This is a genomic window from Cedecea davisae, from assembly GCF_044095835.1.
GTDB lineage: Bacteria > Pseudomonadota > Gammaproteobacteria > Enterobacterales > Enterobacteriaceae > Cedecea > Cedecea davisae.
Window position 1 is genome coordinate 2,644,383 of record NZ_CP172054.1, and the last position, 18,377, is coordinate 2,662,759.

At 44.5% G+C, this 18,377-nt stretch carries 12 protein-coding genes and 1 pseudogene; 5 read left to right on the plus strand and 8 right to left on the minus strand.

Going from position 1 to position 18,377, the window contains the following annotated elements; genetic code table 11:
* Positions 1–496: 496 nt before the first annotated feature.
* Positions 497–1,471, plus strand: a complete 975-nt coding sequence (locus ACG1VR_RS12695) for a DUF1852 domain-containing protein (RefSeq protein WP_395488968.1) — start codon at positions 497–499, stop codon at positions 1,469–1,471.
* A gap of 28 nt (positions 1,472–1,499) precedes the next feature.
* Positions 1,500–2,531, plus strand: coding sequence for a methionine synthase (locus ACG1VR_RS12700; protein ID WP_039898186.1), 1,032 nt, complete (start codon positions 1,500–1,502; stop codon positions 2,529–2,531).
* Positions 2,532–2,596: 65 nt separating this feature from the next.
* Here ACG1VR_RS12700 and umuC read toward each other — a convergent pair whose 3' ends face one another.
* Entirely contained in the window at positions 2,597–3,859 is a 1,263-nt protein-coding gene (gene umuC / locus ACG1VR_RS12705) for a translesion error-prone DNA polymerase V subunit UmuC (RefSeq protein ID WP_395488969.1), read from the minus strand.
* Positions 3,843–4,202: pseudogene (gene umuD / locus ACG1VR_RS12710) on the minus strand (translesion error-prone DNA polymerase V autoproteolytic subunit); the annotation flags it as partial. The pseudogene umuD and the gene umuC, both read right to left, overlap by 17 nt.
* Positions 4,203–4,841: 639 nt before the next feature.
* Between umuD and ACG1VR_RS12715 the strand changes: the two are divergent.
* From ACG1VR_RS12715 to ACG1VR_RS12725, 3 genes are all read left to right on the plus strand, one after another.
* A complete protein-coding gene (locus ACG1VR_RS12715) occupies positions 4,842–5,081 on the plus strand; it encodes a transcription factor (protein WP_126358398.1) in 240 nt (79 codons plus the stop codon).
* Positions 5,082–5,237: 156 nt separating this feature from the next.
* Positions 5,238–7,061 (plus strand): ATP-dependent endonuclease, encoded by a 1,824-nt coding sequence (locus ACG1VR_RS12720; RefSeq protein ID WP_126355920.1) that lies wholly within the window; start codon positions 5,238–5,240, stop codon positions 7,059–7,061.
* Between the two features lies 1 nt (position 7,062).
* Positions 7,063–8,958, plus strand: a complete 1,896-nt coding sequence (locus ACG1VR_RS12725; RefSeq protein ID WP_395488970.1) for an ATP-dependent helicase — start codon at positions 7,063–7,065, stop codon at positions 8,956–8,958.
* Between the two features lie 181 nt (positions 8,959–9,139).
* Here ACG1VR_RS12725 and ACG1VR_RS12730 read toward each other — a convergent pair whose 3' ends face one another.
* From ACG1VR_RS12730 to ACG1VR_RS12755, 6 genes are all read right to left on the minus strand, one after another.
* Positions 9,140–10,546 carry a tyrosine-type recombinase/integrase gene (locus ACG1VR_RS12730; RefSeq protein ID WP_395488971.1) on the minus strand — a complete coding sequence of 469 codons (1,407 nt, stop codon included), beginning with the start codon at positions 10,544–10,546 and terminating at the stop codon, positions 9,140–9,142.
* Positions 10,539–11,114: a hypothetical protein gene (locus tag ACG1VR_RS12735; RefSeq protein WP_126355924.1), complete on the minus strand. Its 576-nt coding sequence runs from the start codon at positions 11,112–11,114 to the stop codon at positions 10,539–10,541. Before ACG1VR_RS12735 ends, ACG1VR_RS12730 begins: the two co-directional genes overlap by 8 nt.
* Positions 11,111–13,234 carry a hypothetical protein gene (locus ACG1VR_RS12740; protein ID WP_395488973.1) on the minus strand — a complete coding sequence of 708 codons (2,124 nt, stop codon included), beginning with the start codon at positions 13,232–13,234 and terminating at the stop codon, positions 11,111–11,113. Before ACG1VR_RS12740 ends, ACG1VR_RS12735 begins: the two co-directional genes overlap by 4 nt.
* Positions 13,227–15,587, minus strand: a complete 2,361-nt coding sequence (locus ACG1VR_RS12745; protein ID WP_395488974.1) for a hypothetical protein — start codon at positions 15,585–15,587, stop codon at positions 13,227–13,229. Before ACG1VR_RS12745 ends, ACG1VR_RS12740 begins: the two co-directional genes overlap by 8 nt.
* A 188-nt stretch (positions 15,588–15,775) precedes the next feature.
* Positions 15,776–15,940 (minus strand): hypothetical protein, encoded by a 165-nt coding sequence (locus ACG1VR_RS12750; RefSeq protein ID WP_126355929.1) that lies wholly within the window; start codon positions 15,938–15,940, stop codon positions 15,776–15,778.
* Positions 15,941–16,135: 195 nt separating this feature from the next.
* Positions 16,136–18,376, minus strand: coding sequence for a P-loop NTPase fold protein (locus ACG1VR_RS12755; RefSeq protein WP_395488975.1), 2,241 nt, complete (start codon positions 18,374–18,376; stop codon positions 16,136–16,138).
* Between the last annotated feature and the right edge of the window lies 1 nt (position 18,377).

An 18,377-nucleotide genomic window follows, 5' to 3' on the forward strand; every position in this document is an offset into this window, starting at 1 on the left:
TCAGGCAGGAGCGCTGAGTACCTCGGTTTGGGTTTCCAATAAATAAGCTCTGTTTTTTGTTAATGCGGGTCAGATGCCTTCCGGTTTTTGATTGTGCACTGAGGGAAGATTGTGACCGGTCTTACCGGGCAGAAACCGTCGGAGGTTTAGTGGCCTTTAATGGCTTATAAACAACAAGGACTTAACCATCTGATAGTTATTTTCACTGACCAAAAAATCGATAAAACGCATGATTTTAAAAGGTTTATCTTACTAAGGCTCAACGCATGTCTCAATTCTGCACCACGCCACTTTCGCGATCATGAAATTCGTTCATGTTCTGTGAAATTAAATCACTTTTCCTCAAAGTGTGACTCAGGCATAAGATATGCAGGGCTATTAACTATTGACAATGTGAAGTTCACCGCAGAGGAAGCCACAAAATAAAAGTGGTCATTCCTGAAGAAGCCAGAAATAAAAACAGATTTTATATCAGAAATTAGGGTGCCAGATTACGATGAAAGAGTTTGCATTTACTATTAAGAGCATTAATTTCGATGAGAATTATAACCCGTCGGGAAATACGCGCATCACAACTAACTTTGCTAACCTGGCCAGAGGTGAGAAACGCCAGGAGAACCTGCGCAATGCCTTAACGATGATTGACAATCGTTTCAATTCTCTGGCGCATTGGGACAACCCGAAAGGGGACCGTTATTCTGTTGAACTTGAAATCATCTCCGTTGAGGTTGATATTCAGGGCAATGGCGAGACTTTCCCGGCGATTGAAATACTGAAAACTAACATTGTTGACAAAAAAACTAATCAGCGCCATGAAGGTATTGTTGGGAATAACTTCTCTTCTTACGTGCGTGATTATGACTTCAGCGTGTTACTACCGGACTACAATAAGCAGCGAGCTGACTTCAGCACGCCGGAGAACTTTGGTGTTCTGCATGGCAATATCTTTAAGCACTTCGTTGAGTCCGGTGTTTACAAAGAGAACTTTAAGAAGCAACCTGTTATTTGTTTAAGTGTTTCAAGTAAAAATACTTATCATCAGACCGGTAACCGACACCCTGTTCTGGGCATTGAATATCAGCAAAACGATCTCTCTTTGACCGACCACTATTTCAGTAAAATGGGGCTACAGGCTCGCTACTTCATGCCGAAAAATAGCGTCGCGCCTTTGGCTTTCTATTTTTCCGGTAATTTACTTGACGATTATAGCGATCTTGAACTGATCGCGACCATCAGCACGATGGAGACGTTCCAGAAGATCTATCGCCCTGAAATTTATAATGCTAATTCCCCAGCAGGACTGCACTACCAGCCAAACCTGACGCACCTGGATCATTCAGTCACGCAAATTGTTTATGATCGAGAAGAACGTAGCCGGTTAGCGATTGAGCAAGGAAAGTTCACCGAGGAGAGCTTCATAAAACCCTATAAAACTATTCTTGAACAATGGTCCGCTAATTACGCACGTTGATTAACTAAAAATATTAAGGTCATTTATTATGAAAAGATTATTACCGACTTCGACTGCTGGTAGCCTGCCTAAACCTTCCTGGCTTGCACAACCTGAAACTCTGTGGTCGCCGTGGAAATTGCAGGATCAGGAATTAATTGAAGGTAAACAGGATGCTTTGCGTTTAGCCCTGCACGAGCAACAACTCGCGGATATTGATATCGTCAGCGACGGCGAGCAGACGCGCCAGCACTTTGTCACCACCTTTATCGAACACCTTAGCGGCGTTGATTTTGAGAAACGCGAGACCGTCCGAATTCGTAATCGCTATGATGCGAGCGTCCCGACAGTCGTTGGCCCCGTGGCTCGCCAGAAGCCCGTATTTGTTGAAGATGCCAAATTCTTACGGAAGCTGACCACACAGCCGATTAAATGGGCTCTGCCGGGCCCGATGACGATGATAGATACGCTCTATGATAACCACTACAAGAGCCGCGAAAAGCTGGCCTGGGAATTCGCCAAAATTCTCAACCAGGAAGCCAAAGAGCTGGAAGCCGCAGGCGTCGATATCATTCAGTTCGACGAACCCGCATTCAACGTCTTCTTTGACGAAGTGAATGAATGGGGAATTGCGACTCTGGAAAGAGCCATTGAAGGGCTGAAATGTGAGACTGCCGTACATATTTGCTACGGCTATGGCATTAAGGCCAACACGGACTGGAAAAAAACGCTGGGCTCAGAGTGGCGCCAGTATGAAGAAGCGTTTCCAAAGCTGCAAAAATCGAATATCGATATCATCTCGCTGGAATGCCACAACTCCCGCGTGCCAATGGATCTGCTTGAGCTTATCCGCGGTAAAAAGGTGATGGTCGGCGCAATTGACGTTGCAAATCATGCCATTGAAACGCCAGAGGAAGTTGCCGACACGCTGCGTAAGGCGCTTCAGTTCGTTGATGCCGACAAGCTCTACCCTTCCACCAACTGCGGCATGGCCCCGCTGCCTCGCCACGTTGCAAGAGGCAAGCTGAATGCCCTGAGCGCTGGCGCAGAGATTATTCGCAGAGAACTGCTGGCTAAATAACCTCGTCTGCTATCCGGTCGCTCAAAGGGAGTTAATTCCCGGCCGAGCGACCGAATTTTCTGTCACTATTTCACCAAAGGCAGGTCGGTATAACGAGTGGTGTAACCCGGCGACAGCATTCTGCGCTTCATTTCCCAGCTTTTCTGAATACCCTTCCCGGCGAACCCAATGCTGCCCCGGCCGGAATGATTAATGCTGTCGATAACCTGCATTAATGCGCTGCTGTTGGCCTGCGGCTGATATTCATCGAACAGGCCGAGCTGCGCGACGCCCTGACTGTAGAAATCACTCAGCATCACTCCGGCTTTCATATAACGGAAGCCGTCTTTCCAGATGTGGTTAAGCGCCTGAGTAGCAATGCGGATAATATCCCGGGTGTCACAAGTTGGCGTCGTCAGTCGGCCTGTGGCCTGAGGAGCATAGAAGGTTTCATTCCCGGCATGCGGGCTGGTACGCATAAATAAGCTGATCATGCAGCAAAACTGCCTTTCCGCTCGCAGTTTCTCCGCCGCGCGCTCGGCATAGGCGCAAACCGCCTGGTGCATATCGTCGTATTCGGTAATCCGATGGCTAAATGAACGGCTATAAATAATCTGCTGTTTGGTCGGGGCAAATTCATCCAGCGCCAGGCAGGGCTCACCGCGCAGCTCGCGTACCGTGCGCTCCAGCACCACGTTGAAGTGTTTACGGATAACCCAGGTAGAGCTTTCTGCTAGCTGTAGCGCGTTTTCAATCCCCATCAGTTCCAGTTTTTTACTGATACGGCGGCCAACGCCCCAGACTTCATCCACGGGAATACGGGCGAGCAATTTACGCTGCCGTTCTACGGCAGAAAGATCGACAACGCCGCCGGTCTGAGGCCATTTTTTAGCCGCGTAATTAGCCGCCTTAGCCAGCGTTTTGGTCGGCGCAATGCCTACGCCAACCGTCAGCCCGGTGTTTTTTAATATCTGAGTTCGAATCTGGCGGCCAAACACTTCAAGCGAAATACAGCCGGAGACGCCGGAGAGATCGATAAAAGCCTCATCGATGGAATACACTTCTACGGCGGGAGCCAGCTCCATCAGGATAGACATTACCCGATGACTGAGGTCGGCATAAAGCGCATAGTTGGAGCTAAAAACCGTCACCTGCTGGCGGCGCAAATCATCTTTGATTTTAAAGTAAGGCGCAGCCATTTTTATACCCAGCGCCTTTGCCTCTGCCGATCGCGAAATAATGCATCCGTCGTTGTTTGAGACAACGACAACCGGTTTGCCCTGAAGATCGGGCCTGAATACCGTCTCGCAAGAGGCATAGAAGTTGTTTACATCAACAAGCGCGAACATGTTTGTTTGCTTTTAAGGTGAAGGTAACAACGCCGAAGATCTGCAACTCTTCCTCCGCCAGGAACTCAATGGGCGCATAGTCTGCGTTATGCGGCACCAGCCGGAGCAAAGGCCGGGTTTGCAGCTCCTTCACCGTGAACTCCCCCGCTACCGCCGCCACCACAATATCGCCGTGCTCTGCGCTCAGCGACCGGTCTACAACCAGCAGGTCGCCATCGCCAATGCCTGCCCCAACCATAGAATCCCCGCTCACTCGCACAAAATAGGTGGCGCTTGGGTGCTTAACCACCAGCTTGTTCAGGTCCAGGCTCTCTTCGACGTAGTCCTGGGCAGGATTCCCATATGAACTCATTCTGCCCATATCTTGTCAGTCCTAGAGAAAATAAAGCTGTTTTGGGTTATAGAAGCAGCGCTGTAGCGAGTCTTGTGCATGATTGATCATCACATAAATTTAACTGTGTTTATGTACAGTATTTAGGATTTTAGACATGGATCAAGAAGTTTTTCTGAGAGCAGCCCAAACGCGTTGAAGTTCGGAGGAATTTAGTGGACGGGGTTAGAAAAAGGTGGGGTTCTTTTCTGAATGTTTGTTTGAGTTTCAGAGAAGCCTGCGTTCACTCTTCGGACACAAAATGAATAAACCGAACTATGAAAGATCAGCAACTCAAATGATTAAACATTGCCCATTGAAACAGACTAGTACTTGCATAACCCGAGCAGAGTGAAAACCTCCTCCGATTTCTTCACAGTGATACTATGAAAGGTATAGAGAATCTTGCTCCCCCGCTTGTCACTCGACTTTAAGCGTTCTTGTTAACTCACTTCAAGAACGCTGTGCTTACAGTACTGCTGCTGTATTCCTTCCGGTCAGTTACGGTGTCCAGAGTACTTAATGAGCAGTAAAACGACTTGATTTGCTTTTGTGTGATTTTTTAGATAATTTAGCTAAATTATCTAGTGACATATATTGTAAAGGCTAATGATGAACGAAATTGAGATCTATACGCGTATTAAGCAAGTCTTGGACGACGCACCTCGCAATCAATATACCGTTGAGATGCACCTACAAATGATCAAATATGCTGATGAGCTGAATAGCATCACGTCAAAAGAGTTTTGTGAAGGGGTTGGTTTACGAAGTAGCTTTGGTACGGAGTTCAGTAAAATGCGCAACTTAACCCAGCGCTTGAAAGCTGCAGGACTTGATACTGCCAAGCTTTAACTATTTATATAAAAATATATCAAACTCAGGCTAGTCTCTGGCACAGTAAGGAATAATAATGATCATTAAAAAAAACGAACTTTACACCTCTCTCTGGAGTACTATCGATGAGTTGCTAGTTTGGACAATTTCTATTAATTCACAGGAGGGTGCCATATGAGTATCCAAATAGATATTGTTCGTATCAGCGGCTTTCGTGGCATATCTAATATCGAAATATCCTTGCCGAGAGTTACCGTATTACTTGGGCAAAATAATGCAGGTAAGACATCGATTATAAAAGCTGTACAGCTAGCAATTGGGGACTACTCGCGCTACTTAGCTGACGAAGATTTTCATATAGGAGAGGATGAAAAACGCCAAGAAATAATCACAGTCGATATTCGGTTTATAGCTGTTGATAATGATACGAGAGCGAGAGAATTTTCAGAAAATTGGCAACAGGCATTTGGTGATAAAATTCAGTCAGAGCCTGATGGGAAGCAATTCGTAGTGTTACGAACTGTTGCAAAACCAGATCGAGTAAAGGGCGGCTATACAGTTGATCGGTTTCATTTAGATATGTGGCCAGAACTTAGCGAGTGGCAAGATGCCCGGGTTATCAACAAAAACAGATTGGGTAAACGACTGGAGGCTGTACCGTTCATTTCGATTGATGCTCAAAGAGACATACATAATGAACTGAAAGAAAAATCATCTTTCGTTGGTCGTGTTCTATCTAGTGTTGAGTATAACGATAAAGATGTTGCTGAACTGGAGCGGATGGTGGCCGAAGTTAATAAAGAGGCCATCGACAAAAGCGAACCTCTTAAGCGATTAAAGACTCATCTGGATAGTATGAATCAATCATTTGAAGGTTCAGGAAAAACAGAGCTTAGCCCGTTTCCAAAAAAAATTCGTGATCTGTCAAAGCGTTTTAGTGTGAATTTCGGTGAATCTGATAAAAGCTCATTTTCTATGGAATACCATGGTATGGGTACTCGCAGTTGGGCATCCATGTTGACAGTAAAAGCCTTTACTGAGTTGTTGGCCAAAAATCACGAAGAGGAAGTCGAACCATTTTTCCCAATTATGGCCGCCGAGGAACCAGAAGCACATCTTCATCCAAATGCGCAAAGAACATTATACAGACAACTTATAGATGTTCCTGGCCAAGTGATTATTAGTACTCACTCGCCATATATTGCTGGGTTGGCTGAGTTACATGAAGTTAGATATTTGAGCAAACCAGATAATTCTGTTCAGATAAGTCAGCTTAGAAATACATTTGAAGATGACGATCTGAGAAAATTGAAAAGAGAAGTGGTTCACTCCCGTGGCGAGCTCTTATTTTCCAAAGCGATAGTCCTCTCAGAAGGTGAAACTGAAGAGCAAGCCCTACCTGAGCTTTTTGAAGCCTATACTGGAAAACATCCTTTCTCACTCGGAGTAAATTTTGTGGGCGTCAATGGTTCCGGTGCAAAATACCGTCCTTTTCTTATTTTAGCGAAAGATCTAAATATTCCAGTATTTATATTTAGCGACGGTGAAGAACAAACAATTAAAGAGCTCAAGAAAAATTATGAAAAAATATTCGGAGCTACTGATATCGAAAAGGCAGATAACATCACCATACTTGAAGGGACAGATTTCGAAGGTTACCTATTAAGCCAAGGATTTAATGAACTGATAGAAAAAACCATCTGTGAAGTTGCTGGTGAGGGTAAAATTGATAACTGGATCAAGAAACGAAATGGCACGCCTTTGAAACCGACAAAATCCGATAAGCCTGCCTGCGAAACGTGTAAGCAGCCTATTTTTGAATCAGAACTTAGAGATTATAATGGGGCGGATGGTCGTATTCGAGCGATACTCGAAATCATTGACTTAAACAAGCCACTTTATGCAAAAGCAATTACAGACAATCTAATTAAATTGCCAGCTGAGAGTTTCCCAACTAAGATTATCGAATTATTCGAAAAAATTAAATCTGGAGTATGATATGAATCTATCAAATGCTCAACGTCAGATTGTTGAAGCTCCTTTGAATTCTGCTGTACAAGTGCTTGCATCAGCTGGCTCAGGTAAAACGCGTGTGTTAACAGAGCGTGTTCGTCATATTTTGGATAAAACTAAAAAAGAAGGGATCATAGCTCTTACCTTCACAAATAAAGCAGCGGAGGAAATGAGTGCACGTTTAGCAGACTTCGAGCAAGGAGAGGATAGGGTTTGGATCTCTACCATACATTCTGTCGCACAGCGTATTTTGGAGAAATACGGACACACTGTTGGTTTACCCACGGAGTTGCACATATATGATAGAGATAAAGATCGAATGGAGGTCTTTATACAGTCTTTACGTGAAGATGGTATTAATATAGATGAGTATCTAAATATCACTGACACAAGAGAATTAAAAAGCAGAGAAAAAAATTTGCAATCCTTTATGGATATATTTTCAAAGATTAAGCGAGAGTTACTTACAGAGCTTGATGTGGCTGAGCTATATCCAGAAAGCAATATCTGGAAAATATATCAAGACTATCAGTCTGCACTGCTTAATAGTGGAGGAATTGATTATGACGATATTTTGGTATATGCCCATAAAATTCTACTAACACATGATTGGATCGCAAAAATATACCGAGCTCAGTATAAACATATTTGCGTTGATGAAGCTCAAGATCTTAATAAAGCGCAGTATGAGTTTATAAGGGTACTTTGCGGAAATGTTATAATAAGCATTTTAATGGTAGGTGATCCTAATCAAATGATTTATGGATTTAACGGGTCCTCGAAAGACTATCTCTGCACTAGATTTGTAGATGACTTCACCCCACAACGCTTTGAACTTAGAGAAAATTATCGTAGCACTAAAGCTGTTATACGTGCAGCAAACAAGTTGCGGCCAGGCTCACAAGCAGAAACTGATTATGCCTTAGAAGGTGGTGTATGGATTTCAGGATTTGATACGGAAGAAGATGAGGCTGCTGCGGTTGTTGACATTATTAAAAAACTTTTGGCTTTGAAAATTAACGATGAAATTGAAGGTGAAATTTCATTGAGTAATATGGTGATAATTGGCCGTAATCGTTTTGTTTTTGGAAAACTTGAAAGCTGCCTTAAAGAAAATTCAATACCATTCTCTTTGAGAAAAGGTGAACGACAACTAGAACCTTCAACTAGATTCGGTAAAGTATTAGACTATGCCATTCGCGTTAAACTGAATTCTAAAGATTGGGTGGATGGCAAAAAATTATGTCAGGTACTGAATATTTCCGAGCCAGAAAATTGGACGGCTAATGTATTAAAGGAAATGGAGGCTCAGATCTCATCATCAAATGATGAATACTCTGATATATTCGCAAATCTTCTTTCTGCTGTAGATTTATTGGATGTTGAAAACCCCAAAATCCCTAAATTTGTAAAATATTTTAACAGCCTACTAACATCATTGGTTGAAAAACATGACGGTATCTCAGATGAGAAAATTGAAGATGTTAAGTTGAGCATTGAAGAGCTTGAGGAGTTTAATCGCACCTGGACACGCTTCAGACGGAAAGGAATTGGGGACTCCTTAGTTGCATTCCGTAATGCATTGGCTCTTGGGCAACTTTCGCAAGATATCTCTGAGGATGGCTTAACGTTAAGTACGGTTCATACCATGAAGGGTCTGGAAAAAGATATCGTATTTTTAATTGGTATGTGTGAAGGAGTTTTCCCAGACTACAGAGCTAATACTGCAAAAGAGTTGGATGAGGAGAGAAATAACGCATTTGTTGCAGTAACAAGAGCAAAGCGATGGCTCTATGTAACTTATCCTAAGCAACGAATGATGCCATGGGGCGACACAAAGTTTCAGCGAAAATCTCGCTTTATAACGGAAATAGAATCATGAGCCATATAGGCCAGCAAAAAAGTGTACCCCAAAATATTATTATACATTTTTCAAACTAACTTAAGCTAATGCATTGTTGATCGTCCATTTCTAGAGTGCTGTGCTTGCAGCGCTCTAGACTGTACTTACGGTTACCTGTTTGAAACTAACAGTCGAATTGAGTCCCCATACAAAAAGCACATCATCGTTCGATAGTAGTTGAGACCCAACTCAATTCTTCTAATGCCGTCTTAACGTAATTATTTAATAGGATAGTAAGTTCAGAGGGGCTTATTCCTTGGCTGAGTTCAAATACAACGTCCTTGAGATTGGACTGTAAAGATTCAACAACTAGCCTTGCTTTAATTAAATCCAAAGTGGCCCCAAAATTTGTCACTTCCTCGAATGCCAAATGTATATAGGGCTCAAGGCTGCTGATTGATGTATGCCCAGTGAACTCCTGGACTTTCCTTTTAAGCGTCTCACCATCCAATAATGCACGACGGAACTCGTCCCGATTCTCATATTCATGCTGTTCAATCAATGCTACAAAAAGCTTGGTGATGAATCTGTGGCGGAACATATGTGCACATGCTTGCTCTTCAATTTTTGCTGTTTTAGCAAGCAACAGTAATTCATTCGTCAGAGTCTCAGGTGTGAGTCTTAGCCCAGTTGTTTCAGAGATCAGTAAATAGCCTAAATCCTCTTTGGAGCCCACTGTTTTCTTAATGATCCTGCTCCTGAATTTTTCGATGAAGTTTACGACTAGTTCAAGATCTATTTTAGAAATAGGTAAGTATCTGTACTCCTCCCTCCCTCCTGACCGTTTGGCTGTGAAGACCTTCAGGAGCGGCTCTTGCTTCATCAACTTTGCATTATAAATATCTTCGACTCTGATGTTTGCGACTTCAATTCGCCTTGCCCCTGTAATTTCCAAAAGCTTGACTAGGATGAAGCGTCTTCTCCGCTGATAAGTCGTCCTGCTCACATGTGGGATGGCCTCAATGAGCTTTGCGATATTCCTCGAGCTGATAGGTAAACGCCGTGTTTGAGGCTCGGGATGAGGAAAAGAATGGTGATACCAATAGGTACGGGTAACCTGCTTTCCTTGGTTTACTAGCTTGACTTCTTTGATCTCAGCTCTGATCGTGCCCGTAGACCCGATGAAGAATGGTTCAAGATAGAGTTCTCCAACGTAATCCAAAAAGCCAAGGCAGATCCTGCCAATGTTTGCTACGTGAGCTCCCTGCCGTTTTCGCTGCCCCGGTTTTCTTGGGTCCATTTCCCCCTGAAGTGTTCTGATGAATAATGAGAAAAGAGAGTCAGTAAGCTCAATAAAATTATGGTTATTGTTGAAGCAAAAGCGAATAAGAGGTGATAGAAGTTTGGCATATTGTGTGAGCGTGCCACCGTCTTCCTTACGGGACAGTCCGCGTTCAAAACAATACAGCAGATATAGATTACCTTCTGTACAAGGTCTACCATCAGGCCAACAGAGGAGAGGAATGTTATCCGCTTTAACACTCAAGACATGATTGTTACGATCAACCCCGAAAGGTAACCGTAACACGTTGCTTGTTAGATGATACAGTTTCTCATTGTTATTCAATGGATTGAGCCTCATGCGAGGATGTCAAAGACTGTTTGCTTATCGAGAGCATTGAAAGTAGCTCTCTGCGGCGTTTTTTGAAAAGGCTCAGCTCTGTCGGGTCATGGCATTTTTCGGCAAATTGCTCAGCGAGAATGATCGACTCCCTGAGAATATTCGTTACCAATGCAATTTCATCCCGGAGTTGGGTGATTACCTTGTCTTGAGCCTTAACCTTAGCTTTAAGAGCCTGCTTAGTCACTGAGGAAGGCTTTGCTATCTTGGCTGTACGGGAATCGTGAATGGCTTTAGAGGCCAAATGTCTCAGGTTATCAAATACAGAAAACCCTCCAGGAAGAAGGTCATTCGCCCTGTTTTTAAGCGTATTAAGCGACATAGGATAAATTAACGATTCGCTTATCGATAGCTTTGCAAGGCCACCTTGGCTCTTCAATGCGATTAAAATATCTGTGCTTTCATGATACATACTAGGTGTCTGAATAATCGACTCAAGGTATTTAATACGAGCAAGCACCGAGCGGTTGTTAATATCCAGCGGAGAGTTCGTTTGAGGTGAGTTTTTCTTCATGATTTATCGCCCATTATTTTAAAGAGAATTTCATAACGATTTCCATCAGGAGTATCGTAGAAGACTGGCTCGATATTTAATATCCCCTCAATGATTAGGTCTTCAATATAATCAGCAACTTCATCTGATTGCATGATTGAAAAAGATGAAACCCCATAGCGCTCTTCTAAAAGCGCCCCGAGACTCTTTGAATTACTCTGCCCTGAGACCAACGCTTCAGATGCATATTCGGCACTGACTCTCCGCAATACTTCGCCTGGTACAGTCTCAGTGATGTAGTGATAAACGTGTTCAAGGTTTGTATGGCCTAAAAACCACCGCAGAGTATCCAGACCGCCAAAACCACCGTTCCAAAAAAAAGTCATAGCGAAGAAACGTCTCATCTGGTGAGTGCGAATGTAATAGCGCCGTCCATCAGAGCTTAGTTGTGTTTCAAAATAATCAGAGAAGCGATTCAGTACTTTTGTCGCATCGACCAAACTCATCTCGGCCAGACCAACCTCGCGACACCGAGGTTTACTGAAAAGCCGATCTGAAACTCTAGCAGAACTAAGCAATGATAAATTTAGATGCAGATCTTTTAAACTCTGGATACAAAGAGCTGCGATATTAGGAATGGGGCGAAGGACTTGTTCTCGAAACTTGCCGAAATTTCGTTTTCGTAAGGCGAACTGTAAGTAATAACCATGATTTTTTTTAACCAAGCAGGTACTTGCCATAAGATCTCTTATCTCTCCTGAACGCCGGGCACTAAGAGCAGCAAGTATTATCCAGATAGCTCCATATAGCACCTCGATTAACTGAAGCAACCCTTCATTCGTCCTAAAGCGTTTAAAGAAAATAACACTTCCTCCACCCCGCTCCCTGCCACGAAAATCTGCCGAGAGATCCCAGACCTTTACTCCAATATCACTCAGCTTTTGGGGGATGAGCCGTTCTATATCAGTCGAACTTAAATCCGTGAGCGTACACTCGCGTGAATCAGCCTCTTGTGCCAATACAACATAGCCGTCGATGAGTAATTGGCCCACATCAAAATAGAACTCAACTGCATTCCTAAATGATGACAATATGACTTCCTGAGGCAAAGATCGATAGCGTCCTTTAGTTTTCATCTCCAACTGCCGAATAAAAGCTTTGTTATTCAGAGCTGAAAGCGAGTGATGACTAATATGGTCCAGCCCATTAAGCTTGAGAAACTCCATTCGCTTCAATCCTTGCAGGTAAGTATCAATCCCATTTTCAGAAGGCAGTGGATCGTCAATAAGAACCATAGACGAAACCATGGGGTATTCCCGAAAAGTTTTCTCAGATGGGCTGAAGTGCAGTTCGTCCAAGGACAGACCTCTAAATTTAGGTGTTACTAAAGTTCGCTCATGGTAAATCTCAGAATAAATGCTATTCGGAGAAACCTGGTGCATAAAAAATGAATGCCCATCACTACCCGCTTTAATCTGTACGCGCTTATAGTTTCCATTAATCCACAGGAAAATCCGTGCTGTAATAATCTCCGATTTACACAAACCAAGACTGTACTCATCTGAATTATCCAAAAAAGCGATACCAGGGACCTTAGATATAACGCTCTTTATCTGTTGTTCTGTGACTTGATGGATCTTGAGGCGAAGGAAATCCCGAAGTTCTTCACGAGCTGCATAAATGTTATTCTTCAGATATTGGCTACTAGCCAACACTGCCATGAACTCAGTTATGTTATGAGGCGTTATTAATTTGAATCCATGAGATGCTAATTGAAAGCGCTCGGCTCGCAGTAGGAAGTAGTCGATAATACCGATAGTTGTATAAACTCTGCGCTCTATTGTGCTTGGGGAAAGCTGGATACCTCTAGCCGTCAGCGAATGGGAGGAAAGGCATAAGTAAGATTTTATGGACTCTAGGAGACCCCGATGTTTTGGATGTGTGAGTAATAAACCATCATCCAGCCTAACTCTGAAATCAATAACAGTATCTCTCTTGCCATTTCGGCCAATGTGGGTGACCCATACTGGTTCATCAAATTTTGAATTGAACCATTCAGTACTGCGGAAAAAATCAGAGCAGGAATCAAAAGGGGCCATAATAAAGTCTAGTTCATGAGGAAATTGGTTATTATCAGACATAGACCAGACTCTCAAATTGTTGAGGGTTTGCTCCCCTTCTGGCCTTAACCAGACAGCTACGGAGGTATGGATCGGGGAAATTATGAGATTCAATATGAGACTCAACCCTTATAATGAACTCACTCCAATATATGGCTGCCCCCGAAGCACATGGGCCAGCATTTTCAACTGCCAGCCTGAGAGAGATAAGTATTCTAAGGATCTCTTCATCAAGAGAGATTATAATCTCTGAGCCGGATGCACCTAATTCTGGTTCAGCGGAATGATTAAGTGGTTCTGTTACCTCAGGGAGCGCCCGAAGAGCATATTTTTCAAGGAACTTATTAAGCTCAGTCATGCTGTCGAAATCAGTCGCTTTGAGCAAAAAATGGGAATCCCTCATAGCATAGACAATCACAGCATTTTGGAATATTCGAACCCAACGTTCTTGGAAAAATTGCATGATAGTGGGCGGCAGGTAATGATTCATAGCCACGCGTTTCGAATTACCAAGTGATTCGGCCATTTTGTCGATACTTAGTGTGTTGAGGTAAACGATAACTCCTGCCGTTGCACGTATCCTGGCGAGTGACAATGTGCTGATTAATTCCCCTAACTTAGCAGAGTGAGCTTGAACAAATTCTTTTTGCCTCAGAATCTTGGCGAAACTAATTTGGTTTGTAAAAACATAGGGCTCCTGAAAACCTTGACCACCTGCAACAATAAATAGCCGCCGCCACCCATCATCGTTTTTCTTTTTAAGGTAGTTTCTGAGAGGGGTTGTAATTTGGATAAGCAGCTCAACGACAGAGATTGCTTCCGAGCTTAATACAACCTCCTGCTGACTTCCTTTGCGATTTTTCTTTACTACAAGCACAGACCCTGAGTCGGTCGAGACAAAACCACTTCGTTTGCCATTTCGGTCGAAAAGCTCACATCCAAGCAGAGATGCGTCGGTCAGAATGGGATGCTGCGCTACGAGCCAAATAGCGATAGGAGCAATCATATATTTAGTAGGTAATACCAGCCTCTCGGCTAACGCCATTGTTGAGAAACTGCTTCCCGTAGCACCCACCAAACGGGCACGCATAGAGTGATCAATAACTATAAATCCTCTATGGCTCTCAACTATTGTTTTGATAAGGCAGTTCATCACCATGTGAGGCTGGCCGAATGATTTAGAGGATATTCGCACCTTTTGCTTTATCAATTCTCCTTTTTCGCAGGCTGATAAAACCGTGCCTAACCGATAATTAATGAGATCGATTTGATTCCGAGCCCATAGAACAACTTTGTTAAAATCACCTTTAATTTTCTTGAAAAGAAGTTCAGTCGCCTCTTTGTCACTGGCTGACAGCGGAATCTGAGTCAGAAGTTTCTGGGATACAAGCGCGTTACCATCGGCATATCTATGATGGCCGATTTCGTAAAGAGGCCGGGTGAGTTTTTTGCTTCCCTCAGGCCATACATCTCCTGGCGGTGGTTGCATGAGTCTGCTGTTGATAAGAACATTTTTCGCCCAAGAAATGATTCTTATCCATTGACGCTGAAGATTTGCAAGGACTCGCCCTTTTGGCTGATTTTGGTTCCTTTTGGCGTAACTTTCAAAATGCCAGCGCTGGAAGTTCCAGAAAAACTGATAAACAAATATTGGCTCTTGAAATAGTTCTGGGCATAGTGGAGGTCTGTCCTTCGAATCTTTGTCGTACAGATACAGAAAATCATCTAGTCGAGAGACTATATTTGCGTAATTGCCATAATGACTTTGAGTTAAAGCATGTCTCCGGCTTTCTTGATAGAGGGCTGTGGTAAAATCATGTCCCAAAACGTCGAATATCGCTCTCATCTTTAATCGATATGAACCTGAATTTCGATCGACAACATGCCATCCTGCTAGCCTTGATACGCGCCGAGGATCAATATACATCTCCTCAAATTGTATAATACATTGTTTTGTTTGATCATCTGTAAGGTCTGAATATACAAAAACATTGACAGGAAAAGATTCAGACAGCTTATTGAGCAACTTAAAAAAACACTGAGCAATCTTCTTTCTGCTGGAGTACTTAATCTCAGCAGATAAAAAGCTGTTTGAGTAAAGAGCTCCATAGAAAAGACGCTGAATATCCCGGAAGATGCAATTTTGAAGATCTAGAACTGTTGCTATGGGAGAATGATGGGTTATCCACAAAAAGCATTCGAAGTAAAACAAAGCGCGATTTGCACTTCGGCGTTGGGATAGAGGGAGATGGGGAAGCTGAGCTTGAATCGTCCCCAAAGCGCTACCCGATAGCGTGTTGAATTTAAAATCTTTTTCGATGTGGCCTTTAGCTATTATACCTTGAGGATAATTGTTTGAAGACACCTGACTCATCAAGATACCTCATTCGGCTTGATTTGATAGAGGGAATAACGTCAAGCACATATATGGCTACGAATTAAGTAATCACTTATGATTATTGCCACAGTTACAAAAGCAGTCGCATAGGAAACTATTGTCTTTGGTTCCATCACCAAAATCACTGATAGCCCTTATTGACACTGACATAGAAAATGCTCCTGTCATAACCAAGGATAACCGGCCTCATATTGGCTACATATTTTGGTAACCGGCAGACTTTCAGCAAATTCGTACGACGTCATCCATTCCCGCGTAGAATGAGGGCGTCTCTCGTTATAGTGTATGCGTCCGGCCTCGATTTTGCACGGTGTATCCACCGAGAACATGAACCAGTTTTCGTTCAGGCACTCCTGCCTCAATGTAAGCACACTCGCTTATGTCGTTGGATTCTCATAAAAATATAATTTACTAGTGTCGTAAGTGCTATTAAGGATATCCGGTGATCCTATGGAAAAGGCCCCGCCGGGGCCTTAGTTCGAAGTGTTGAAATAAACAAGCTCTCAGACGTGTCATCAATCCGGCTAAAAATGGTTTCTCCTGACAGACTGCTCGACCTGATCAACGAGCTCCGCGAAATGACCAGACTCTCTGATCCGGGTGATACGTTCAGTGATCACGTCACTATCCCCAAGAAATTCTGTCAGGTCTGCTAGGTTCAGCGCACGATAGCGCCCATCCACCGAACTGGTGCCAAGATACCGGAGCTGTAGTAGTAGCCGCAGAAAAGCGCCATCATCTAGGGTCTGGCGCTTTATCCATTTCTGTAAGACTTCACTTCCGCTGATATCCCGCCATGCCCAGATGTAGGCGTTTAGCAAAGCAAAACCTCCCAGCTTGTCGGTGACCTCTGGACTGTTCAGCCGGTCTGCAAGGGCCTTTCGAATTGCGTCTACATTATCGCGTTCCATCCATGCTTCCTGCTGATTGAAGGTACGATTTCCCACAATCCCGTGCTGCCAGAGCAGATGACGAACATATTCCGCGATCCAGTACCAAGCTTGGCCGTTGTTAACCTTTTCTGTCAGAAAGACCATCATATCTTCAGGGGACTCCTGTAGCATCCGTTGGATGAGCCGATCAGCTACGCTGTAGGTATCTAGGTCATGCGGCGCAAACCATTCGTTGTCAGCCCGGTAGCGTTCCAGCATGTTATCGCCGTAGTCAAAGAAGAATGCCAGAAGACCACGACACTCTGCCGGAGTTCGGGTATCAATCAGGGGGGATGTCAGTTGGGCCAGAATGTGTTCAAACCACGTCTGAGAGGATAACTGTTTACTCTGGATATACCCGAGCAGACGTTCCGCGAGTTCCTGCTGCTTTTCAGGCTGGGCGGCGCTCCCGAAGAGTTCCCCGAAAACCTCCGGTGACAGAACATTTTGGGGGGCGGAGAAGGCAAAGTAGTAGCGCCAGTATGCCTGGCTACCCAGCCGCTTACCCGCAGTCATCATGGCACTTTGCTGTGCACCTGTCACTCCGAACAAACTGAAGGGAAGGTTTGCCAGCCCGCCTGAGATCCCCGGCACCCAGCGGCCCAAGACATAAACAGAATGCGCTTCTGCAGGAAAATACTGCTTCAAGTTAGCCTTAAGGCTGTCGGCCAGGACTTTTTGTTCATCTTCACTGACATGGCCATCTCCGGCTTCCACCACGGCCCGTTCAGACAGGTATTCCTCCACCCAGTCATAGAGGCCTGAATTCGTCGTGCGGAGCAGCTGCAGGAAGCACAAATCCGGGAAATACACATAGTCCCGCATGCTTGCATAACGAAACCTCAGGGCATTGAGGACTAGCTGCACTTCCCGGGGCGTTTTCAGCGCTGCACCATAAACATCAGCAACTTTTGCCAAGTCATCCATCACGTCAGTCCCTGGCCGCTGGTCATTCACCGTAAGGTATAACTCAGCTGCCGCATCACGAAATTCCCGACGCAACACAAAGGATTCTGGGCGTGGGAGGCCGAATGAGATCTGTACAATTTTCTGTAAATACAGGCCGCCGTCTGCGACCCCAAGCCCCTGGCTGATAGCCTGTGACAACACTGATTTGTCATAACAGAGCAAGTACCGGAAGCGGGGAAAATCAGCTACCGATTTCACCAACCGGATCACCTCCACGGCCTGAGCTGGTTCGAGGCGGTCAAGATCATCCAGCAGAACAATGAAGCTCAGATCCAGCTCTGTGATTTTCTGTGCAATCTCGGCGCGCATTTCTGCCGCGGTTTTTTCTTTTTCTTTCAGCCAGCGCGACTCTGACAGGGCTTTCAGGGCGCCACTAGTGTCGGGAACACCGGGAATAACGCTGGCCATCTGAGCGAGAGGCAACAGGTTCCTGGCGGTTGCCCGGGTGTAGTCCATTACCGTCCGGGCGGTACGGGTCAGCGCTTCATTCTGTTTGAGTTCCACCAGTTCCTCATCTGTAAGCCGACGTTCTTCTTCCGCAGCAATAAGGCCCGCGACCGGCAGCAGTAAAGATGCAACCAGAGGGGTATCACTGCCGTCGAGCCAGGGGGAAATATTCAGCACATAAGTTCGGTCTTCCTGCTGTTCCTCCAGCGCAATGCGCAGCAGATTGAGCAGACTAGTCTTCCCTGTTCCCCAGGCTCCTTCGATACCGATCACTGCACTACCTTCCCGGCCTATCCCCTGAATGGCGAGTGCTAGCTGGGTGGCAATGTGTGTGAAACCATATCGGTCTTCGTCCTTATGGCAGACGGCGCGATCTGGATGTTGCCGCTTCTGTTTTTCTTCCGGTGAGAGCATCATG

Coding starts and splice junctions, on each gene's coding strand:
- ACG1VR_RS12745 (WP_395488974.1), bottom strand. CDS start 15,587: ATGAGTCAGGTGTCTTCAAACAATTATCCTCAAGGTATAATAGCTAAA.
- ACG1VR_RS12695 (WP_395488968.1), top strand. CDS start 497: ATGAAAGAGTTTGCATTTACTATTAAGAGCATTAATTTCGATGAGAAT.
- ACG1VR_RS12735 (WP_126355924.1), bottom strand. CDS start 11,114: ATGAAGAAAAACTCACCTCAAACGAACTCTCCGCTGGATATTAACAAC.
- ACG1VR_RS12750 (WP_126355929.1), bottom strand. CDS start 15,940: ATGTTCTCGGTGGATACACCGTGCAAAATCGAGGCCGGACGCATACAC.
- ACG1VR_RS12755 (WP_395488975.1), bottom strand. CDS start 18,376: ATGATGCTCTCACCGGAAGAAAAACAGAAGCGGCAACATCCAGATCGC.
- ACG1VR_RS12740 (WP_395488973.1), bottom strand. CDS start 13,234: ATGTCTGATAATAACCAATTTCCTCATGAACTAGACTTTATTATGGCC.
- ACG1VR_RS12725 (WP_395488970.1), top strand. CDS start 7,063: ATGAATCTATCAAATGCTCAACGTCAGATTGTTGAAGCTCCTTTGAAT.
- ACG1VR_RS12715 (WP_126358398.1), top strand. CDS start 4,842: ATGAACGAAATTGAGATCTATACGCGTATTAAGCAAGTCTTGGACGAC.
- umuC (WP_395488969.1), bottom strand. CDS start 3,859: ATGTTCGCGCTTGTTGATGTAAACAACTTCTATGCCTCTTGCGAGACG.
- ACG1VR_RS12700 (WP_039898186.1), top strand. CDS start 1,500: ATGAAAAGATTATTACCGACTTCGACTGCTGGTAGCCTGCCTAAACCT.
- ACG1VR_RS12720 (WP_126355920.1), top strand. CDS start 5,238: ATGAGTATCCAAATAGATATTGTTCGTATCAGCGGCTTTCGTGGCATA.